This window comes from Anabaena catenula FACHB-362 (genome assembly GCF_014698735.1).
GTDB lineage: Bacteria > Cyanobacteriota > Cyanobacteriia > Cyanobacteriales > Nostocaceae > Anabaena > Anabaena variabilis_A.
On record NZ_JACJTQ010000001.1, the window covers coordinates 21,657 to 43,829 of the forward strand.

A 22,173-nucleotide genomic window follows, 5' to 3' on the forward strand; every position below is an offset into this window, starting at 1 on the left:
TTAATCATTTTTATACTAAATTACCTTTTTGTCATACCAGAAAAGATTTGATATTACCTTATGCTTTATTAAGAAGAATTAAGAGAATACCTGAAAAACCCTGATAATCTGGAAACAGATTGAGTTATAATGGCTAAAACTATTAACTAATATAATTTTTATGACTGTTACAGAAATTTTACAATTTGTAGATAATTTAGTATTTACTAAGACTGATAAACATTTGGATGATCTCCAACAAAAGATAATTGAGGAACTATTTAAGGGTAAAACTTATAAGCAAATTGCAAATATTTATGATTATGATGAGGGTTATATTGGTGATGAAAGTAGGAATTTATTTAAAATTTTATCTGAAGGTTTAGGTCAAAATGTTAATAAATCTAATTTTTGTTGGACTATAGAAAGGATTACAAATTCAAAATTAGTTAATTCGTTAAATAATAATATTAATTGCATTCCTAATAATCAAACATCAAATCATTATCAACAACAGAATAATAATACAGAACAATCTAAATCTTCTTACCATGATTTAACTGTATCCCCTAAAATTACTCGTTTTTATGGACGAAAAAAAGAGTTGGAATGTTTATCTAATTGGATATTAAATCAAAACACTCATTTAATCTCTGTTTTAGGATTATCTGGAATTGGTAAAACTACCCTTGTGAAAAGATTTGTTGATCTCAACTTACAACAATTTGAAGTAATTATTTGGAGAAGTTTAAAATTCCCTAAATCCCTAGATTTACTTATTGATGATTTATTGAATGTTTGTAAACAAGAAGTCAAAAAAACTATAAATGATAAATTAAACCAATTATTTAATATATTGAGAAATAAAAAATGCTTAATTATTTTAGATGAGTTAGAAAATATCTTTATTAATTGCCAATTTGCCGGACAATATAAACCTGAACATCAAGATTATAAAACATTCCTGCAAATGATCACAGAAATTGAACACCAAAGTTGTTTAATTCTCATTAGTCCAGAAAAATGTCAAGAAATGATATCCTTAGACAGTGAACTTTACCCAATTCATTCTTTAGAATTATCCGGATTAGGTGATGCAGCTACAGAGAATTTAAAAAATCAAGGATTAAAAAATCAAGGATTAAAAAATCAAGAAACTTGGTTAGAATTAATTAACTTATATGAAAGTCATCCTAAATATTTACAGTATATCAGCATCTTAATTAAAGAAGTATTTCAGAGTGAAGTGTCAGAATTTATCAAAGAAAATAGTTTAATCTTAACAGAAGACTTTAAATCTCTGTTTGACTCAATATGGATAAGATTATCAGATGTTGAAAAAGAGATATTATTAAAAATAAGTCAAAATGATCACCCCATATCTAGAGATGAGATAAAACAGTCTTTATCATTGTCATCAATAGATGTAATTAACGGTTTACAATCATTAAACAGACGGTTTTTATTAACCAAATCAGAAACTGATGAAAAATCATTTAAGCTCTCCTCTGTTTTTAGAGAGTATCTAAAAATTTATCATCAGTAACTATAATTCTTACAATCCCATTAAATCATCACTTGCAGGTATACCCGGATAAAAACTATCGCTGATAATTTCTTCGTATAAATATAAACACTTATTAGGAAACGTCGAAAAAGGTAGATTAGTTTCTCCTGCTGCTAAATCTCTACCATTTTGATATGCTTCTGTAATTGCTTCTACTAAATAAGATTGTAAACTAGGATTCTCATTTAGTAACTTTAAAATATCCCGTCTTTGTATTCTAATAGTTGCTAACCAACTCCGACTGCGTTTATCTGGTTGATATTCCCACTTCAATAAATGAGCAAGTAAAATCCCAAGACGATTTCTCAATTCTTGACGTTCCCTTCTCCCCAAAGATGAAATCTCCTCAACCAAATTTATAATATCAAGCTGACTCCATTGTTGATTAAGCAACACATTAACCTGTTGTTGAGTCCAAGCGTAAAAATCACATTCATAGAGATTTTCACCCTCTTCTAACTGCGCTTCTTTAACTTGCGGTGTTTGCATAATCAAACCCTACTAATTTGTCTGATTTTATTATATCCTCAAAATGCCTTAATCTTTTGATTCTATACGTAGGGGTTTAGCACTGCTAAACCCCTACATATCTAGAGTTTTTCGTAATCTTATAAAAGTTCAAATCTCACCCGTTTTGGGTATATCCTTCTTACTCTCTGTGTCTCTGCGTCTCTGCGTGAGAAAATCATTTATTCTGAGATGCAGAATAAGCCGCATAAACCCCTTTCACATTATACCAATTCAAGAAAATCCGTGCAATTTCCAACGCCAATTGCGGTTTACCCAAATCAATCAACCATTGCAAAAACGGAGCCATCGTTCTTTCATTTAAAGCCCCATTTAAAGAAAGAATCCCCCACAGTAAACGATGAAGCCAAGTCATTTGAATCATCATCTTTACTTCCCAAGTAGGATGCTTTTGATAAAACAAAACTCCCATGCGTCCCCGTTGAATTTCTTGATCAATTAACTTAGGAATTTGCTTTAAACTAAAAGGTGGATGCCAATGATAACCAACAGCTTCAGGACATTTAATTAATTGCAAACCTAATTTTTTTAACCTTACGCCTAATTCTAAATCTTCCCAACCATAAAGTTGAAAACCAGTATCAAACAAACCTGCTTCTTCTAACCAATGTTTGGGAATAGCCACATTACCCGTAGCAAAGAAAGCAGCAGAAAAATCTGTGATTTTATATGGTTCAGCGGTGGGATTTTCAAAATTACAAGTATTAATTACAGCACCGTAAGTAAAAAAGTTGTCGCTTCCTAATTTCTCCCTTCCCTGTACTAAAGCATTTGTATGAGCTTGCAGGAAATTCGGCAAAACCACTAAATCACTATCAATAAAAATAATTGTGTCACCTTGTGCTTTTTCTACCCCCAAATTTCGTGCCGCAGCAGGCCCAGCATGATCTTGTTCAAAACAGCGCACATGGGGAAACTCATCTTTGTGTGTTGCTAACCAGTCCAAAGTTCCATCAGTAGAACCATCATCTACCAACACAACCTCATAACCTTGTATATGATTTTCGTCGATAAACACCTGTCCCTCCAAAGCACGGAGGCACTTTTGCAAAATTGGCAAGCGATTATAAGTTGGAATGACAATACTAAAAAACATAGTTTTACCCATATCACTATTATTCATATTTAGAATATGACAAAGAGAACATAGTTACGGTTTCTTGAAAAAACATCTGTATAAGTACATCAACTTGAATTTGAAGATACCATATTTGTACGTATAATCCAGCCCCTAAATCAATAAAAAGCTTATATGGTAGGGTTTTTTAACTTTTAATTTTTAATTTTTAATTGGATAGCTGTTGCATTAAGAAAATATACGCTGGTTAAGTCAGATATAATAATGACTCATTCTTTGTTTTCCTAAGTGGAGAAACTAATGGGTCGCGCCAAAAAGGTTGTTCTAGCATATTCTGGTGGAGTAGATACTTCTGTTTGCATTCCCTACTTAAAGCAAGAGTGGGGTGTAGAAGAGGTAATTACCCTAGCAGCAGATTTAGGTCAGGGAGATGAATTAGAACCAGTTCGAGAAAAAGCCCTGAAATCGGGTGCAAGTGAATCTCTGGTAGCAGATGTTAAAGATATCTTCATTAAAGATTACGCATTTCCCGCGATTCAAGCCAACGCCCTCTATGAAAATCGTTATCCTCTAGGAACAGCCCTAGCTCGGCCGTTGATTGCTAAAATTCTAGTAGAAGCAGCTGCAAAATATGGTGCTGATGCGATCGCTCACGGTTGTACTGGCAAAGGTAATGACCAAGTACGCTTTGATGTCTCCTGTACAGCCCTCAACCCTAATCTGAAGATCCTCGCACCAGCGAGAGAATGGGGAATGAGTCGGGAAGAAACCATAGCCTATGGTGAGCGATGTGGTATTCCTGCACCAGTAAAAAAATCTTCTCCCTTTAGTATAGATAAAAACTTACTGGGTCGTAGCATCGAAGCTGGTACGTTGGAAGATCCAGCCAACGAACCACCAGAAGAAATCTATGAAATGACCAAGGCCATAGTCGATACTCCCAACGAGCCGGAATATCTAGAAATTGGCTTCCAAAAAGGGCTTCCTACCACAATCAACGGTACATCTAAAAACCCAGTTGAGTTAATCGAACAACTCAATCAGATAGTAGGAAATCACGGTATTGGGCGGATTGACATGATTGAAAACCGCTTAGTAGGCATCAAATCGCGGGAAATCTACGAATCACCAGCAATGGTAGTTCTCATTAACGCCCATCGTGATTTAGAAAGCCTAACTTTAACAGCCGATGTCAGTCAATACAAGCGGGGTATTGAAGAAACCTACACCAAATTGGTATACAACGGACTTTGGTACAGCCCACTTAAAGCCGCATTAGATGCCTTTATTCAACAAACACAAGAACGAGTTTCTGGTGTAGTGCGGTTAAAACTTTTCAAAGGTAACGCCACCATTGTTGGTCGTTGGAGTGATAATTCCCTCTATACTCCCGACTTAGCAACCTACGGAGCCGAAGACCAATTTGATCACAAAGCCGCAGAAGGCTTTATCTACGTCTGGGGACTCCCAACTCGCATTTGGGCGCAGAGAGACAGGTAATAGGGGCAGGGAGCAGGGGAGCAGGGGAGCAGGGGAGGCAGGGGAGAGAATTATTTATAACCTCTTCCCAATTACGAATTACGAATTACGAATTACGAATTACGAATTACCAGTCCCCAATCCCTATTCCCCAGTTTCCTGTTTGATTTGGCGAGATTCCCACCAAATAGGCACAACAATCACAACAACCAAGATTAATAACGCCAAAATTGCAAATTTGCTCACCCAAGCAACTAATTGCTCTAGGGAAATAATTTTGCCTGCAAAGAAAGCTAAAGTCACCATCACACTAGCCCAGGCAGATGCCCCGGCTAAGTTGTATACCAAGAATTTCCCGAAGGACATTTCGGCGATACCCGCAAGTGGTGCAGCAAAAATTCGTAGCAAAGCAAAAAAGCGACCAAAAAATACAGCTTTAGCAGCGTTTTCACTAAATTGTTCTTTAATACTCAGCAGTCGCGCTTCAGATATGCGGAATATCTTCCCCACTTGTAGCAAGAAAGGCCAACCACCAACCCTACCAATCCAATAGCCGCAATTACCGCCAATTACAGCACCTGCAACAGCGTCACCGAGAACCAGCCAGTAATTCAGTTCATCACTGCCAGCTAGAAAACCGCCTACTAAAGTCACGGTTTCACCAGGAAGAGGAATGCCCAAATTCTCTAGCAAAATTCCTAAAAAAATTGCCCAATAACCGTAATTACGAGCAATTTCTTGGATGTTTTCTAGTGAAATTAGCTCAAGAGACATCCAACACCGCCGACTTTACAAATTTTTACTTTTACTATATCTTTGCTTGTTTTTGGTTAGGGTGTCAATGAAAACGCTACAAGAAGTCATGGGTTTTGAGTTTGATTCGCCTTCAGCGGTAGGTTGAGGGCAGAGGGCAGAAGGAAATCTTGAAGAAGAATTCAGGAGTCAGAATTCAGGAGTCAGAATGCAATCAGTGCAGGATTCAGACCCGCCACTGATTGTTCGCCCTTGGCGTTCCCGAAGGGTAGACCACCAAATTTTCAATTTGGAGGGGGTTTTAAACCCGTTTATTCATGCGCCAGTCGGACAAAATACCCAACTGAATTCTGACTCCTGACTCCTGAATTCTGTTCGATAAATTTTTAGATCAGCCTACCTGGCTTCAAAAATATTGTTCCCGTTTACTTATAAAAAAAATTATAACAATTCTTACTTTTTATAAAAATTTCGTAACAGATAAATTTGCTACCGAAATTCCCAGGATATTATGCTTATATTGAGAGAATCTATCATAAATTATACGAGATAAATACTGTATCAACTTAGATCGACTATAATTGCGGTAAGTCCCGAACAATCGTTTTAAATCAGTATATTTACTGTTGACAAAAACAGTATTAATACAAACTCCTCTTTTCATAGCGTTTCAACTACACACTTAAATTCATGACTATTACACAAGAACGTCAAGTGATTTTGTTTAAACCCCAAGGAAGTATAGACTTAGAGGGTGGTACAGCCTTAAGCGAACAGATGGCTAGAGTCAATCCCCAGTCTCAGCAACTCTGGGTTATCGATCTAGCAGAAGTGGATTTCATGGATAGTTGTGGGTTAGTTCCCCTTGTCAAAGGGCTGAAAGCTGTGCGTGAGACTGGTTGTCGCTTAGTTCTTTGCAACGTGCAAGCCCCTGTACGGTTAATTTTGGAACTCACTCACTTAGATTCGGTGTTTGAGATATTTAACAGTTACGAAGATATATTTGTCTAGCGTCAAGGGTTAAGTCTGGTATTACCTGACTGAATCTCAATGTTCTTCAGAAACGAAGATCAGGATTTGACACTCTCCGGGCTAAAGCCACGGAGATTATTTTTGGTTCAAGGAAATAAGGTTTTCTCTCTTGGTATTAGTTTAGCTTCCTGGCTTTGACTCATCAGTGAGGTGCTTATTTACCCTAAAGCGAAGCCTTGCCCATTCACGGATAGTTCTATAGGCAGGGGCTACGGCGTTTAATTCTGATATGCGTTTTATACCAATTTAATATGAGCTTGCATAGAATCATGAAACCCATTAACTCATGTGTATTTATCTGCGTGCATCTGTGGTAGTTGTCCTTGAAACCTTATTCTATACAGCTTCAGATTAAATTGGTGTTACTGGAATGGTGTTAAAGAGAATACATTATGCATTCTGGGGAGCGGACATATTACTTTGTCCAGATATAGTACTAGAGAAATTTGGTAAATCAATACCACTGTGACTTGCGTGACGAGTTTTTAGTGCTAACCTGTAACTCACACTTTGCAGTTCTGCCTGTAGTTGCCTATTTTCTCGTTGGAGAATTGCTACCTTATCTCTCACCGGAGCCATGCGTTCCTCAAATTTACGACGGTAAATTTGGGGCAATTCTTGCACAACTTGCTCTAACATTCGACTACGATCAGTTAGTTCTTGGACTGACTGTCGCAATTGGTGAATTTCGGTATCACGAGATGTAATTTGCTCTTGGTAGAACGTCACCTGTTGTTCAACAGCTTGGAGTTGCTCTCTTAACGCCTCTAATTGACTCAAATCGCACTCAGACTCAGACCGTTGAGGGATAAAATTGGTATTTCCCTTGACTAGCCGGAATAATTCTTGAGATAGCTGTTGCACTAATTGATCTCGAAGTTGCAACTCTTGGTGCAACTGGGATATTTCAGTAGATAAAGCTTGGGTGTTGGGTGTGTCAGATTGGCTCACAGTGGCTTACATCTTTTAGGTATAACTGCGATAATACTACTCTATACTTTGTATGTATGGGAAAAACAGTTCCCGCATTAATTTACGAAAAACATATCGCACTTAAGAGAAATTGACAACTGTTAAAATACACAAATTTCCCTAAAAGTGAATTACAAGATAGGACAGGTGTTTTGCCTGTCCTATAAAGAATAGATATTCTTTAGCGTTTTCGAGGGAAAATCCTGGAGGACTTATCCTCATGGACAAGTTTAAGCTGCAACAGTCTCCGTAGCTGATTCTTCTTCCTTGATGTCCTGCTTAATAGTCAGATAGCGAATGACTTCTTCACTCAATCGCATAGCGCGTTCCAGGGGAGCGATCGCAGTTGCAGGCGCTGTGTAGTTAAATTGGATGTAGATGCCGTCACGATGCCTGTTGATTTCATAAGCAAGACGGCGCTTACCACGATTCTGAATTTCGATCTTCTCAGCACCTTGTTCAGTCAGCAAGTTCTGGTATTTAGTAACTGCTTGATCTACCTGCTCATCTCCCAAATCAGGACGTAGGATGTACATTGTCTCGTAAACTGTCGTCATCTATTTTTGCTCACCTTATGGACAAAAAGGCCGCTAATGATATTTTTATACAAACATATTAAAAATGCCACTGATAAAAATAAACATAAGCAACAAGGAACTATAATCTTACCAGTTTTCAATTTAAATCATTAGCCAAATCTGCCGAATTTTGGATCTCTAAGGATAATAATCAAGGTTATGGCGCAGCGCTATGTGCGAGTTAAAAGTCAAGAAGGACAAATTTATTATGGGTTGTTGCAATTGTCCTTCAATGTGGAGGTTCTAGACGCTCCACCTTGGTTGGATGGTCAACCCACGGATTTAATCTTGGAGCCGGACAAATACCAAATCCTAGCTCCCTGTGCGCCTTCAAAAATTGTGGCCGTAGGCAAGAATTATGCAGACCATGCAGCCGAAATGGGAACTACCGTACCGGTTGAACCGCTGATTTTCTTCAAGCCGCCTACATCTATCATCGCTTCGGAAATAGAAATTAAGTATCCTCACCAGTCGCAACGGGTAGACTATGAAGGCGAGTTGGCTTTAGTGATTGGCGATCGCATTTGTGACTGTACACCAGAACAAGCACAAACTAAGATTTGGGGTTACACCATCGCCAATGATGTTACAGCCAGGGATTTACAAAAAAAAGATGCCCAATGGACAAGAGCCAAAGGTTTTGATACTTTTTGTCCTCTTGGTCCTTGGATTGTCCGCGAATTAAACCCAGGCGCTAAATTACAGACGTTTTTGAATGATAATCCTCATCCAGTCCAATCTGCCTGTATTGATCAGATGGTTTTTTCCCCAGATTTTTTAGTGTCTTATATCAGTCAAGTGATGACGCTCTTACCAGGGGATATCGTGCTAACAGGTACGCCCTTTGGGGTTGGACCCTTAAATATAGGCGATCGCATCCGTGTTGAAATAGAAGGTATTGGTCGCCTAGAAAATACCGTCATAGCCCGATAATCCCTAGCGCACTTGCATATGAACCGCGTCAGAAATGGCGGGAATTTCCGCATAGCGCCCCATCAGAGACTGGAATACAGAATAAGCCACTGCTGCAACTATCCCCATAAAAATGGTTGTATACAGTGTTTGCATAGCAAATCCACTACCGGGAAATAATCTCACCATATCAGTCACGATGCTACATAAAAATATAACAATATCCAAAATGATGGCTTGCATAGTGTTGAAACGAATAAAATGGCTGATTTTTTCATTTCTCACCACTAACAGCCATAAAGCAAAGAAAATAATTAGCCCAGCATAGCGGACACCATAGTAAATCCTTAACAATGGCAGCAGAGGTAAAAAGATGATTCCTAAGAATGGAAAATCTTTCAACAAAAACTGACCGAAGGCAAATACCTCAATCAGAGGCAGTAAATAAGGTAAAGAAGCGAAAATTCGATCAGGAACAGTTGTAGACCCGCGCCAAGACATATTGCGTTCTCCTGTGGCTTAAATTTCAATAGCTATTTGAGCCTAGGATAACGCAGTTGGTTAATATTGCTAGATAATTAGATTATTTTATATTGGCAATCCTAAAACCCATCACACACTCATACTGCTCTGGGTGCTGTTCAGTAAATTGGCGAATCGCTTGACCACAACGCAATTGACCCCCACCCCAGCGGGGTTTTCCGCTGCTGTTAGCAAGCAAACAAGACTGGCAAACTTGCTCAGGGGCAAGGATTTGCTCATCCATTAAAATTACTAACATCTCAATCCCTCCTGTAAATCCTCATTGCTACCCACATTTAACTTCGGGGAGGGTCAACTTTGTAGATACTTAAAGGGTGATGTGCAACAGACCCGCCAAAGTCTACACATTTTACATTTTGATGATTCTCTCTGGTGGAAAATGCCAACCGAGCCACCTAAATCACTCTTTTAGGCACAACATGGATGTGGACAATAGCAAAAAGTTGCTCACCGCATCCTACTTTATTGTATATTATCTATCCTAGAGATTTAGTTTTTTAGTAAAAAGTAATACACCAATTCTAATATCAACGTTGATTCGTGCCAAATGATTTAGGATTGCTATATTCAGACTGTTACTTCGATGTTGCTACCAACCAACATCTAGAATTTCACCAATTTGGACAAGGATATTTAACGTGAATAAGACTAACTCAGACTTGCTTAAATTTTCAGATTCGACAATTAGCGAGTTAATTAACCAAGAACTCCAGCGTCAACGTGACCACTTAGAATTAATCGCCAGTGAAAACTTTACCTCTGCGGCTGTATTAGCGGCTCAAGGTTCTGTTCTCACCAATAAATATGCGGAAGGCTTGCCAGGTAAACGTTATTATGGCGGTTGTGAATTTGTTGACAAAATTGAACAAATAGCAATTGACCGTGCCAAACAGCTATTTGGTGCTGCTCATGCCAATGTACAACCCCATTCGGGCGCACAAGCCAATTTTGCAGTTTTCCTGACCCTACTAGAACCAGGGGACACAATCATGGGGATGGATTTGTCTCACGGGGGACATCTCACCCACGGTTCACCGGTGAATGTGTCGGGTAAGTGGTTCCAAGTGCGTCACTATGGTGTGAGTCAACAAACAGAACAATTAGACTATGACCAAATCCGCGACTTGGCTTTGAAAGAACGTCCTAAACTGCTGATTTGTGGTTATTCTGCTTATCCCCGCGTGATTGATTTTGAAAAATTCCGCAGCATTGCTGATGAAGTCGGTGCTTACCTATTAGCAGATATTGCTCACATTGCTGGTTTAGTTGCCACTGGTCATCATCCTAATCCCCTACCTTATTGTGATGTAGTGACAACTACTACCCACAAAACTTTGCGTGGTCCAAGAGGTGGTTTAATCTTAACCCGTGATGCAGAACTTGGTAAAAAACTCGATAAATCAGTTTTCCCTGGAACTCAAGGCGGACCACTAGAACACGTAATTGCTGGTAAAGCAGTAGCTTTTGGTGAAGCATTGAAGCCAGAGTTTACAACCTATTCTGGTCAAGTAATTGAAAATGCTGGTGCTTTGGCTACTCAATTACAAAAGCGAGGATTTAAACTAGTATCTAATGGGACAGACAATCATTTAATGTTAGTAGATTTGCAGTCTATAGGCATGACAGGTAAAAAAGCAGATCAACTAGTTAGTGGTGTAAATATTACCGCTAACAAAAATACAGTTCCTTTTGATCCACAATCACCTTTTGTTACCAGTGGTCTAAGGCTAGGTTCTCCGGCAATGACTACAAGGGGCTTGGGTGTGGCAGAATTTACGGAAATTGGAGATATTATTAGCGATCGCTTACTGTCTCCAGATTCTGAGATAGTAGCCCAAGATTGTCGCCAGAGAGTGGCAGCATTGTGCGATCGCTTCCCATTGTATCCACATCTAGAAATTCCTGTCCCAATTCTAGCCTAAGCAATTTTGGATTTTGGATTTTGGATTTTCATCTAAAAACGTAAGTTGCTAGTTAGGGAAAAGGTGAGTCAGTGCGGTCTTGGGGAGCCAGTCCGTAGGGGTTTCTCCTTGGCGTAGGAGGTGACTATTGACCGGAAGACAACAGAGTTTAATCAGCAATTTTACCAATTACCTTTTTCCCTGCCTAAACTAGATAACTAGCAACTTGGGTTAAAATCTAAAATCTAAAATCTAAAATCTAAAATTCCATGAGTGCAGAAATTATTTGTGTTGGTACTGAATTATTGCTAGGTGATATCCTCAACAGTAATGCACAATACCTAGCCCAGCAGTTAGCAAAATTAGGCATTCCCCATTATTACCAAACTGTGGTTGGAGATAATCCGGAAAGACTCAAGCAAGTGATAGAAATTGCCGCTGCTAGGGTGCAAATTCTGATTTTCACCGGTGGACTTGGTCCCACACCTGATGACCTTACTTGTGAAACCATCGCTGATTTTTTTGGCGTTCCGTTGGTAGAAGATCCAGAAATTATTGAAGATATAACTGAGAAATTTGCTCAACGTGGCCGGGTGATGTCATTGAGCAATCGCAAACAAGCTTTAATTCCCCAAGGTGCAAAAGTTTTACCCAATCCCACAGGCACAGCACCAGGAATTATTTGGCAACCCCATCCAGGGTTAACTATTTTTACTTTCCCCGGTGTTCCTAGTGAACTTTACCCAATGTGGCAAGAAACAGCCGTACCTTTTCTCAAAAGTCAGGGTTGGGGTGAGGAAATTATTCATAGCCGCAGTTTACGATTTTGGGGAATTGGTGAATCAACTTTAGCGGAAAAAGTCTCTGACTATTTGAATTTACTTAACCCAACAGTAGCAACCTATGCAGGTAAGGGAGAAGTGAGATTGCGAGTTTCGGCAAAAGCAAGTTCAGAAACTGCTGCGGAGGCTTTAATTGCACCAATTGAGCAGAAACTGATAGAGATTGCTGGCTTAGATTATTATGGTGCTGATGATGACAACTTAGCTTCTGTGGTGGGTAAGTTATTGCGAAAGTCCAGGGAAACTCTCTCAGTAGCAGAATCTTGCACCGGTGGGGGGTTGGGACAAATGTTGACGGATATTTCTGGTAGTTCTGATTACTTTTGGGGTGGGGTAATTTCTTATGATAATTCGGTCAAGGTTGGGCTTTTGGGGGTCAACCCAGAAGATTTAGATAAATTTGGTGCGGTGAGTGCAACTGTAGCAGAACAAATGGCTATTGGGGTGAAAAATCGCTTAGGTACTACTTGGGGTTTAAGTATTACGGGAATTGCAGGTCCGACTGGGGGAACTAATGAGAAGCCAGTGGGTTTGGTGTATATAGGTTTAGCCGGACCAGGATCTGATGTGACAAGTTTTGAGTATCGGTTTGGGACTATTCGTGGTCGGTCTTTAATTCGTCATGTGAGTGCAAATGCCGCGTTGGATAATTTACGGCGCAAGTTGTTGACGAGGTAGGGGAAGCTTGAGGGCGATTTTGCAAGGTGTGCGATAAGTTCCATATTGAGTGAATCCTAGAGATAATTTGTATGAGGAGTCAGACCAGGCACAAATAATACGCGGGAACTTTTATATATATTTGAGTTCTTGTATATATAAGATCAGGAATTTATGAAGATTAGATGAAGATTTTTTTTAGATCCGCTTATTCCTTCAGTGTTTTTTTATCATTACCTTTTATGTGTTGTACTCAAGATAACATTTTAGTGCATACTAGTTTAAATTAATCACAACTAAGAAGATGTCTGAAAAGTTTTCGGTAAATTGTATTCGCTACTACACAAACAAAGTCCGCCTGCTCGGACTTACGGAAAATCAAGAATTTTCAACCCACCCAGTTGGTCTTCCCTCCGGGAAGCCGCTACGCGTTTAACCTGTGTAGCTGCGTAATGCTAAACCGTGTTTTTTGTCTGTTGCAAAGACACTAGGCGTTGGTGCAGACTCGCCTTTGGCGATAGAGAGCAGCTACGAAGACAGCGTAGCGAAAGCATCTTTTCAATCGCCTGCGACTCGGATGAAATTAGACTATTCAGATATCCTCAGAGGATTTGTAAAAAAGGAGCTTTAATTTAATATGAAACCTAACTCGCGATCTTCAGCTTTAAACACAATAGATAGATATTTGCACTATAAATAACTTGTTGTCATATATAATGCAATTGCTTGATAACAGGTACTAAAAATTCAATAATTAACAGATCGGGATTTCAAAAATTTTTTCCGAATAATCACTGTCAATCCTCAGGAGGAAGGCAATACCCATCTGTGTTTAGTTTTGTAAATTGGCTGAGACTTATGCAAAATATGGACTGGAGTCAGGTTTACACATCTTCACATGGCTTGGTTTTTCATAGCCGACTTACCTGTGAGCATAAAAATTTTCTACGGGAAACTACACTTATGGCATTCTGGCCGAAAAAGTCAACTACTTCTAATCCAAATACATCCCACAATCAAAATTTTAAAAATGATAGAGATTTACTGACAAGAAAAACAGCAGATATTGACATCAAGCGAGTTTACAACGACAAGAGTGGGACTACATCAGCATTATCTCCGGCAGAGCTATCTGACCCTAGCGAAATAAGGGAAAACTTGTATGATAAATTACTTAATATATCTGTAACTTCTGAGTTTTTCCCACCTGACTACGCTGCTACCGGACAGCTAATTGAAGAACTGGTAAAACAGCTAGAGCAGCAAGGTGTAAATATTGAAGTATTTACAGGACAACCAGGGTATGCATTTTCAACTGATAAGGCTCCGGCAGTTGAACACTCAGGTGCTATACGTATTCAACGATCACGCTCTACCCAAGTCTGGTCTGGAAGGATTCGTGGGAAAGCCTTCAATGGTGTCCTCTTCACCTTACGTGCTTTTATCCACTTAGTCAAAAATTTCCGTCGGCATAACGTATTTTTGCTAACTTCTGCACCTCCTTTTTTACCCATTGCCGGATATCTAGCTAACCTTTGTTTTAGAGTGTCTTACGTTTGCTTACTCTATGATCTTTATCCAGATATTGCGATCGCACTGGGAGTAGTATCTAGAAATCACCCTCTTACAGGATTTTGGCGGGAACTGAATCGTAAAATTTGGCGAAAATCAAAAGGGATTGTGGTTCTGAGTCCTGATATGAAAGAGAGAGTAATAGCAATCTGTCCAGAGGTGGCGGATAAAGTCTCTGTGATTCATAGTTGGGGAGATCCTGACTTAATTGTGCCAATGGCAAAAGAAAATAATTGGTTTGCCAAAAAACATAATTTAGTCAATAAATTCACAGTCCTCTATTCTGGTAATATGGGCAGGTGTCACGACATAGACACTATTCTAGAGACTGCCAAACAACTGCAAGATGAACCTATTCAATTTGTTTGTATTGGCGACGGAGCAAAACGAGAACGTTTGATCCAAGAGGTCAATCAATTAGGACTAACTAATTTCCTATTTTTACCCTATCAGGATAAACAAGTACTACCGTACTCTCTGACAGCTTGCGATCTTTCTCTAGTGAGTGTCGAAGCCGGGATGGAAAGCCTCGTTGCCCCAAGCAAGCTTTACCCGGCTTTAGCCGCCGGAAGACCAGTAGCAGTGATTTGTTCAAAGTACTCTTATTTGCGACAACTAATTGCTGATGGTAAATGTGGTAAAGCTGTTGAGAATGGAGACAGTTTGGCTCTAGCCGAGTTTATTCGTCGGCTAAATAGCGATCGCAAACTAGCAGAACGCATGGGCAAAGCATCTCGGCAGTATTTGCAGTCAAACTTTACACCGCAAATCATCGCTAAACAATATCTCAGCGTCCTACAACAGTCTAATTTGTAATCAGTTAGCTGCACTATTTATTAGTAATCACCGTTCATGTGCTAAGATGTCACACTGACAAAGCTTGGCTTTGAAAATTGAATAACCCAACTTTTGAATTAGGAGTTGGACTTTGATGGTCTTTTTGATCTCAGTCCCTCCAATGCAACCTTCTTATGATATTTTTGTATCAAATTGATGCGGGAGGCCAAAGTGCAGAGAAGGTGTGACCGAAATCGGAATCGATCTAAGCGTCGAGCTATCTACTGTCCGGTACATGGCTGCTATATGAATAGCATGAGTCAAAAATATGGGCTGTTTGCTGAACGAGCAGGACAACTACAGCAAAGAGGGATGAGACGAAAAGAAGCTCTGATGTTAGTAGCAGCAAAAACCGCAGTTCCTATAGAAGGAGAGTGGTTAGAGGCTTTTTGGTGTGAGGACTGCCAAGAAACTAAGTGGTATCACGTTCGTAAGCATGAATCCACTTATAGCTTGTCATTAGCACCTGCTGAACTTTGGCAGCAGGCAACAGGAGTAATTAATCCACATAGAAATCCTTCTGTAGGAGAGTTTACCTTCAGGAACTCCCATCTTGTGGGTGGCAATAATATAAAAGATTTTTGGGTGATTAACTGAGGTAATTTTCAGGTATTTGCATCCGTGTATTTAGATTAGCCTAAATGTTTCGATATGAAAGACACCATTTCCCCACCAGAATTACTGATAAAAGCCGGACGGACAGAACAACAATATTGGAGAGACCTCTGGCGCTATAGGGAACTATTTTATTTCCTAGCATGGCGAGATATTTTGGTGCGGTACAAGCAAACAGCAATCGGCATGGCATGGGCTTTGATTCGTCCATTTCTGACGATGGTGGTGTTTACAGTCGTGTTTGGGCAGTTAGCAAAATTGCCATCTCAGGGTGTACCTTATCCTATTCTTGTCTTTTCCGGGATGTTACCCTGGCAGTTTTTCGGCAATTCCCTCACGGAGTGCAGCAATAGTTTGATTAGCAATTCAAACTTAATTTCCAAAGTCTATTTTCCTCGCTTGATAGTTCCTACAAGTGCAGTGGTAGTAAGCTTTGTAGATTTTTTGATTTCAGGAATGATCTTATTGGCGCTAATGGCATGGTACAACTTCGTCCCTAGTTGGCGCATTTTGACTCTACCCGTATTTATTAGTATTGCTTTTGCCGCTTCCATGGGAGCAGGCTTATGGTTGGCTTCTTTGAATGTCCAGTATCGAGATTTTCGGTACATAGTGCCGTTTATTGTGCAGTTTGGTCTATATATCTCACCAGTAGGCTTTAGTAGCAGCCTGGTTCCCGAAAAGTGGCGATTTATCTACTCATTAAACCCAATGGTTGGGGTAATTGATGGTTTCCGCTGGGCAATTTTAGGCGGGGAGTCGCATTTATATTTACCAGGGTTTCTTCTATCCTTTGCACTAGTAATCTCACTATTATTCAGTGGTATTTGGTATTTCCGCAAAATGGAAAGGAAGTTCGCCGATGTAATTTAGATTAGCTGATAGACTCAAAAAGTCATGATATCTAATCCTAGATTTCTGAGTTATATCTCTAATAACAAGATTTTTTGGCTGGATTATCAGCAATCAGCCTTAGTTAAATAAACTGTAGGCGCGATTGAGAGCCACAAATTAAATCAAATCCCTGTGTGATTTAGACCAGTTGTTTGCTAAAATTTTGCTAAACAATATTGTTGTTACTTTCTGATCTCATTTGAATAGTATGCTTTATAAGCAAGACTTTGATAATTGGGCGCATCAGCAATCAAACCTGTTACCTCTTGGGTTGGCCACATTTGATTGAAGAGTTGGAAGGTTTGGGAAATCGTCACTATGATAAGTTAGAGTCTCGATTGACACAACTTGTAGCTGTAGCCCATTTACTAAAATGGCAGGTACAGTAATGCAACTGAGTGAATCATCATGAAACCTCCAACAGAAATTCTCAATCCTGAATGGTTGCCCTGATGAAATTTCAGTTTTTCAATGAGGCTTCTTATAGTATCGAAACTTTAAAAATACTAAAAACTAGATTAAAACCAGATTAATAATGACTGATACCGTTATTCGCGTTGAAAACCTAAGTAAAAAATATATTATTGGACACCAAAAACAAGAACGCCATACAGCCTTGCGGGATGTAATCGCTAATCAGGTTAAGTCTCTTGGTAGTTTAATAAATCCCAAAGCAAAAACCGAAAACCCTGAATTAGAAGAATTTTGGGCGCTGAATGATGTTGGGTTTGAGGTTAACCAGGGTGATAGAGTTGGGATTATTGGTCGTAATGGGGCAGGAAAATCAACGCTTTTGAAGATTTTAAGCCGGATTACTGAACCCACCCAAGGAAGCATCAAAATTAAGGGAAGAGTTGCTAGTTTATTGGAGGTAGGTACTGGTTTTCATGGTGAGTTAACTGGAAGAGAGAATATCTTTCTCAACGGTGCAATTCTGGGCATGAGTAAGGTAGAAATTACGCGTAAATTTGATGAAATTGTAGATTTTGCAGAGGTAGAAAAGTTTCTGGATACTCCGGTGAAGCGTTACTCTTCGGGGATGTATGTAAGACTGGCATTTGCAGTGGCTGCACATTTAGAACCAGAAATATTAATCATAGATGAAGTACTTGCTGTTGGAGATTCCGCCTTTCAGCAAAAGTGTCTGGGGAAAATGGAAGAAGTTGGGCAACAAGGCAGAACAGTCCTGTTTGTCAGCCATAATATGGCTACTGTAAAACAACTATGTACTAGGGCATTATTATTATTTCAAGGTACATTAGTTTTTCAAGGAAATCCCACTGAGACCATATCTCAGTATATGCAAAAAATCACCCAAGAGAAATCTGAGTCTGATGCAAAAACCTATAGACACATTAAAGGTGATGCTAGGGCAGAAATCCAAAAAATTATAGTAAATGATATTAACAATTCTGATATAGTAGTATCCATTTTTGAAAAACTAAAAGTTTCTATTGAATATACAATTAACGAGCCAATAGATGAACTAGATTTTTTTGTGCTTATCTACAATTTAGAAGATGGAGAAGTACAAGCTAGTTTATTTCAGAGAGATTTTGGTAGTAATACCCAACCATCCTCGAATATAGGTAGAATAAATGTGGAATTTATTAACCCTTTAATGCCAGGTAAATATACAATATCTGCTGGTATTTTTGATAAAAATAAACGCTTTGTTGATTGGGTAGAATTTGCTGAGTCATTTTATGTAGAACCAGCTTTTATAAATGGCAAAAAATACGACCAGCGTTTAGGTAAGATGAGTATTCAAGGCACTTGGTATGTTGAGTAAGAAAATTAGGGAGATGATCATACCAATTAGAGTAAAGTTTTTCCAGAAAATTAATGAATATCTTCTGGAAAGCCAAAAACATACTCTAATGCAGCAATTGAAAAGCTACGGTGACGAATGCCATTTCTATGTTCCATTATATATCAGTAAACCTAGTAATCTTGAGATCGGTAACGCCGTTTCAATTGGAACTTATGTACATATGTGGTGTCAAGGTGGAATCAAAATTGGTAACCGCGTATTAATTGGTTCTCACACAGCCATTACTTCAGTTACTCATGACTATGAGCAAGAGGATATGCGGAAAAACACTATTCTACAACAAGTAGTTATAGAAGATGATGTTTGGATCGGTACACATTCTGTAATTTTACCTGGTGTAAACATTGGCAAAGGCTCTGTTATAGGAGCTAATTCTGTAGTTACCAAAGATATTGAACCATATTCAATAGTTTTTGGTAGTCCTGCAAAACACTACAAGTATCGAGATAGCAAAGAATGCAACCAAATTTAAAAGAGCTACCTCCACCTATATCTAATCAATTAGGTTTGTATTGGAATGAACAGGAGTATTCTTTATCAGCCAAAATATTATTAAATGTTGCTGATTTACCTCGAATTAGTATTATTACACCCAGTTATAATCAAGGGCATTTCATTGAACAAACTATCCGCTCAATATTATTACAAGGGTATCCCAATTTAGAATATATAATTATTGACGGTGGTAGCACAGATAATACAGTAGAGATTATCAAAAAATATGAACCCTGGATATCCTATTGGATCAGTGAGCCAGATAATGGTCAAGCTCATGCTATTAATAAAGGTATTACCAAAGCAACGGGTGAAATCATAGCTTATATAAACAGCGATGACTATTATCTACCAGGAACACTGTTTAAAGTTGCTGAATATTTTCGCCAATTTCCTAACACTGACTTACTGCATGGAATTTGTCGTTATGTAAATGAGGAAGGGGAAAAAATTGGTGAACAATTTGCAAATATACAAACTCTAGCAGAGATTTTAGATGTATGGGATGTATGGTGGAAAAAACGCCAGTTTGTACAGCCAGAAGTTTTCTGGACAAGACGCATTACAGAAAAAGTTGGCTTCTTTAAAGAAGACCTAAACTATGTGATGGATTATGAATACTGGTGTAGGATTTTGCAAGAAAATAGTGTCGTTGGCAAAATTGATAGTGAATTATCTTGCTTTAGATTTACTAGTAATCAAAAATCAACTCATAAAACAAAAGTTGCTCAGGAATTACTCAAGGTTGTATTTCCTCAGATTTGGAGTGACTCCAAAAAATTAAAAATCAAAAGTCGTATGACTTTACAAGGCAAATGGTTGTATCATATCGTTCTCGATCAAGAAGTTCAAAAATCATTGAATGCAGGGGATACAAAATATTTCCGATTCATAAAAATGTTAATTCTCGTCTTCAGAAATCCCCAAATTTTATTAGTATCAAATCTTCAAGATAGAATTAAAAGATTTCTATTTCAGTCGAATTTAGCGCAATGAAAGTACTGACTGAGGAGTCAAATATCCTGTAAGTTTAAATCTAGAAGCCATTAAAAACTCAAGTTCATAAAATAAATTTAGTAATCCATGCGTATAAAAGTAACTGTTGGCTATCCAAATTGGATAGGAATACGCCAGACACCTAATTCTCAGGGAATTTGGGGAGACTGCGAATTTATCATTAATCAAGAATGTGATTCCTGCGATGCTTGGGTGGTATTGCAAAGTTCAAAAGGGTTGCTTAAACAAGAAACTACGCTTTGTCCATCAGAGAATCTGATTTTGATTACCCGTGAACCACCTGAAATGATGTCATGGGAAACCAACTATATTAAACAGTTCAATGTTGTAGTTACTTGTCATTCTGATATCAAACATCATAATAAAATTATTTCCCAGCATGGTCAAACTTGGCATCTTGGTGACAGCCATTCCTTTGATAAATTGGTCAACATAGAACCCCCACAGAAGCAGAAATTATTATCTGTTATTTGTTCTAACAAAACTTTTACTTCTGGTCATCGTGCGAGACTCAAACTGCTGGAGGCACTCAAGAACCATTTTAAAGAACTAGAATTTTTCGGCAGACCAATTAGGCCAATTGAAGATAAATGGGATGCTATTTTTCCTTATAAATACAATATTGTATTAGAGAATGGCAGCGTACCCCATTACTGGACGGAAAAATTGACAGATGCATATTTGGGATATGCTTTGCCTCTGTACTATGGCTGTCCCAATATAACTGATTACTTCTCTCCAGATGCATTTCTGCCTATTGATACGGAAAGAATTGATTGGACAATTCATACAATTGAACAAGCAATTAGTAATAATTTGTATGAAAAGTCTCTGCCAGCAATCATTGAGGCTCGTCATCAGGTACTATATCGCTACAACTTATTTCCTATGTTAGCTGAACTGTGTAGTCAGTTAACTGGTAGCGCAAAACAAAAAATCACACTTCGTCCAGATTTCGAGTTTAAAACTGAATCTAAAATCCCCTTACTAGCTAAAACTAATCAAGTATTGCGCTCGGTTGTGAGGAGTTTTATTAAAAACTAATTTAATGTTAATGTGTATCTTTTTAAAATTGTTTTATAACTCATGAAAATTGCGATTTTTGGATATTATAATGCCCTGAATGCTGGAGATGACCGCATTCAATACTGCATTACTAAATTACTTCAAGGTAACAATATTGTTTTTCTACCTCATTATCTATCTCCACCGCAAGAATACCTACAAAGCTTCGACTGGATATTAATTGGTGGTGGTGGACTGGTATTTGAAAGAGTAGGAATATGGGTTAATATAAAGCAATGGATTACAAAATGTAAAGCTAAAATTGGTGTCTTTGGATTAGGAGTCAATCGAGTTTCTCAAGATTTACTGCCAGAATTACTGGATTTAATCGAAAAAGCTGATTTTTTTTATGTGAGAGATGAAATAAGTAAGTCATTGCTCAACGAGCATCCTAAAGTAGAAGTGCATCCAGATTTAACTTGGTGTTTTCCTTTTCCACCAGTTGAACCAAATACCTCTAGTAGCAGCAATAAAATTGCTATTAATTTAGCACCATGTCACTGGAAAGATTTTGAGCCGGAAATGTGGATAAAAGCATTATCTCAATTTCAACTTAATCCTTTTCCTCTGAATTTTAATGTAAATAGAGATTTTGATTTACTAGAAAAATACTTAGGGAAAATACATTTTCAAGAATTTTCATTGCAACCACTAATAGATAGTGAAATACTCGTTGCTTGTAGATTTCATGCCATCATTTTTGCTATGCAAATGGGAAAACCTTTTCTAGCTATCAATTATGATGATAAGGTAGAAAGATTACTAAAAGAAAGTAATCTTTCAGAATGTTGCTTAGAAACTACAGAATATGCTGTTTTAGTAGAAAAAATCAATTTTATCCGCGAAAATCAGGTAGAAATTCAGAAAAAAATTAATGCATTTGCAGCTTTACAACAAGAACGGTCAATATACTTAAAACAATCTATTCAAAATCATCTTGTAAATAAAGAAAAAAGCGAAAGTAATTCATTTGCTACTTTGAAAGCAAGCGTCAAAAAAATCCTGATGAGGAGTTGAAAGAGT

22 protein-coding genes are annotated in these 22,173 nt (G+C 38.2%); 15 read left to right on the forward strand and 7 right to left on the reverse strand.

Going from position 1 to position 22,173, the window contains the following annotated elements; all coding sequences use genetic code 11:
* The first annotated feature begins 160 nt into the window (after nucleotides 1-160).
* A complete protein-coding gene (locus H6G68_RS00095; RefSeq protein WP_190904803.1) occupies nucleotides 161-1,525 on the forward strand; it encodes a helix-turn-helix domain-containing protein in 1,365 nt (454 codons plus the stop codon).
* 9 nt (nucleotides 1,526-1,534) lie between these two features.
* Here H6G68_RS00095 and H6G68_RS00100 read toward each other — a convergent pair whose 3' ends face one another.
* Together H6G68_RS00100 and H6G68_RS00105 are read right to left on the reverse strand one after the other, a co-directional pair.
* Nucleotides 1,535-2,035, reverse strand: a complete 501-nt coding sequence (locus tag H6G68_RS00100; RefSeq protein WP_190904804.1) for a DUF29 domain-containing protein — start codon at nucleotides 2,033-2,035, stop codon at nucleotides 1,535-1,537.
* A 196-nt stretch (nucleotides 2,036-2,231) separates the two neighbouring features.
* Nucleotides 2,232-3,197, reverse strand: a complete 966-nt coding sequence (locus H6G68_RS00105; RefSeq protein ID WP_190904805.1) for a glycosyltransferase family 2 protein — start codon at nucleotides 3,195-3,197, stop codon at nucleotides 2,232-2,234.
* A gap of 255 nt (nucleotides 3,198-3,452) precedes the next feature.
* Here H6G68_RS00105 and H6G68_RS00110 point away from each other — a divergent pair, with 255 nt between their 5' ends.
* Nucleotides 3,453-4,652, forward strand: a complete 1,200-nt coding sequence (locus H6G68_RS00110; RefSeq protein ID WP_190904806.1) for an argininosuccinate synthase — start codon at nucleotides 3,453-3,455, stop codon at nucleotides 4,650-4,652.
* A gap of 123 nt (nucleotides 4,653-4,775) precedes the next feature.
* Here H6G68_RS00110 and H6G68_RS00115 read toward each other — a convergent pair whose 3' ends face one another.
* On the reverse strand, nucleotides 4,776-5,405 hold the full coding sequence (locus tag H6G68_RS00115; RefSeq protein WP_127052395.1) for a DedA family protein: 630 nt from the start codon (nucleotides 5,403-5,405) through the stop codon (nucleotides 4,776-4,778).
* Nucleotides 5,406-6,074: 669 nt separating this feature from the next.
* Here H6G68_RS00115 and H6G68_RS00120 point away from each other — a divergent pair.
* A complete protein-coding gene (locus tag H6G68_RS00120) occupies nucleotides 6,075-6,395 on the forward strand; it encodes an STAS domain-containing protein (RefSeq protein WP_190904807.1) in 321 nt (106 codons plus the stop codon).
* A 411-nt stretch (nucleotides 6,396-6,806) separates the two neighbouring features.
* On the opposite strand, the gene H6G68_RS00125 is transcribed toward H6G68_RS00120, so the two are convergent.
* Together H6G68_RS00125 and rpsF are read right to left on the reverse strand one after the other, a co-directional pair.
* Complete coding sequence (locus H6G68_RS00125; protein WP_127052393.1) at nucleotides 6,807-7,367, reverse strand: Npun_F5560 family protein; 561 nt, start codon at nucleotides 7,365-7,367, stop codon at nucleotides 6,807-6,809.
* A 251-nt stretch (nucleotides 7,368-7,618) separates the two neighbouring features.
* Entirely contained in the window at nucleotides 7,619-7,945 is a 327-nt protein-coding gene (gene rpsF, locus H6G68_RS00130; protein WP_190904808.1) for a 30S ribosomal protein S6, read from the reverse strand.
* 180 nt (nucleotides 7,946-8,125) lie between these two features.
* Here rpsF and H6G68_RS00135 point away from each other — a divergent pair, with 180 nt between their 5' ends.
* Entirely contained in the window at nucleotides 8,126-8,899 is a 774-nt protein-coding gene (locus H6G68_RS00135; RefSeq protein WP_190904809.1) for a fumarylacetoacetate hydrolase family protein, read from the forward strand.
* A gap of 3 nt (nucleotides 8,900-8,902) precedes the next feature.
* Here the strand turns inward: H6G68_RS00135 and H6G68_RS00140 are convergent, their stop codons facing one another.
* Both H6G68_RS00140 and H6G68_RS00145 read right to left on the reverse strand, forming a co-directional pair.
* A complete protein-coding gene (locus H6G68_RS00140) occupies nucleotides 8,903-9,379 on the reverse strand; it encodes a Tic20 family protein (protein WP_127052390.1) in 477 nt (158 codons plus the stop codon).
* Between the two features lie 82 nt (nucleotides 9,380-9,461).
* On the reverse strand, nucleotides 9,462-9,659 hold the full coding sequence (locus tag H6G68_RS00145; RefSeq protein WP_190904810.1) for a hypothetical protein: 198 nt from the start codon (nucleotides 9,657-9,659) through the stop codon (nucleotides 9,462-9,464).
* A 400-nt stretch (nucleotides 9,660-10,059) separates the two neighbouring features.
* Between H6G68_RS00145 and glyA the strand changes: the two genes are divergently transcribed.
* The 11 genes from glyA (at nucleotide 10,060) to H6G68_RS00200 (ending at nucleotide 22,167) form a co-directional block, all read left to right on the forward strand.
* Nucleotides 10,060-11,343: a serine hydroxymethyltransferase gene (gene glyA / locus H6G68_RS00150; protein ID WP_190904811.1), complete on the forward strand. Its 1,284-nt coding sequence runs from the start codon at nucleotides 10,060-10,062 to the stop codon at nucleotides 11,341-11,343.
* Between the two features lie 248 nt (nucleotides 11,344-11,591).
* A complete protein-coding gene (locus H6G68_RS00155) occupies nucleotides 11,592-12,842 on the forward strand; it encodes a competence/damage-inducible protein A (RefSeq protein ID WP_190904812.1) in 1,251 nt (416 codons plus the stop codon).
* Between the two features lie 942 nt (nucleotides 12,843-13,784).
* Entirely contained in the window at nucleotides 13,785-15,209 is a 1,425-nt protein-coding gene (locus H6G68_RS00160) for a glycosyltransferase family 4 protein (RefSeq protein ID WP_190905085.1), read from the forward strand.
* 192 nt (nucleotides 15,210-15,401) lie between these two features.
* The gene (locus tag H6G68_RS00165; RefSeq protein WP_190905086.1) at nucleotides 15,402-15,827 is read left to right on the forward strand and encodes a hypothetical protein; all 426 of its coding nucleotides are present in this window, start codon (nucleotides 15,402-15,404) and stop codon (nucleotides 15,825-15,827) included.
* A gap of 54 nt (nucleotides 15,828-15,881) precedes the next feature.
* Entirely contained in the window at nucleotides 15,882-16,718 is an 837-nt protein-coding gene (locus H6G68_RS00170; RefSeq protein ID WP_190904813.1) for an ABC transporter permease, read from the forward strand.
* A 287-nt stretch (nucleotides 16,719-17,005) separates the two neighbouring features.
* Nucleotides 17,006-17,128 (forward strand): DUF29 family protein, encoded by a 123-nt coding sequence (locus H6G68_RS00175; RefSeq protein ID WP_242045084.1) that lies wholly within the window; start codon nucleotides 17,006-17,008, stop codon nucleotides 17,126-17,128.
* A gap of 146 nt (nucleotides 17,129-17,274) precedes the next feature.
* Complete coding sequence (locus tag H6G68_RS00180; protein WP_190904814.1) at nucleotides 17,275-18,531, forward strand: ABC transporter ATP-binding protein; 1,257 nt, start codon at nucleotides 17,275-17,277, stop codon at nucleotides 18,529-18,531.
* Nucleotides 18,521-19,045 (forward strand): acyltransferase, encoded by a 525-nt coding sequence (locus H6G68_RS00185; RefSeq protein ID WP_190904815.1) that lies wholly within the window; start codon nucleotides 18,521-18,523, stop codon nucleotides 19,043-19,045. The genes H6G68_RS00180 and H6G68_RS00185 overlap by 11 nt, the downstream gene beginning before the upstream one ends.
* On the forward strand, nucleotides 19,030-20,064 hold the full coding sequence (locus H6G68_RS00190) for a glycosyltransferase family 2 protein (RefSeq protein ID WP_190904816.1): 1,035 nt from the start codon (nucleotides 19,030-19,032) through the stop codon (nucleotides 20,062-20,064). Before H6G68_RS00185 ends, H6G68_RS00190 begins: the two co-directional genes overlap by 16 nt.
* Nucleotides 20,065-20,151: 87 nt before the next feature.
* A complete protein-coding gene (locus tag H6G68_RS00195; RefSeq protein WP_190904817.1) occupies nucleotides 20,152-21,129 on the forward strand; it encodes a glycosyltransferase family 10 domain-containing protein in 978 nt (325 codons plus the stop codon).
* A 42-nt stretch (nucleotides 21,130-21,171) separates the two neighbouring features.
* Entirely contained in the window at nucleotides 21,172-22,167 is a 996-nt protein-coding gene (locus H6G68_RS00200) for a polysaccharide pyruvyl transferase family protein (protein WP_190904818.1), read from the forward strand.
* Nucleotides 22,168-22,173: the final 6 nt, after the last annotated feature.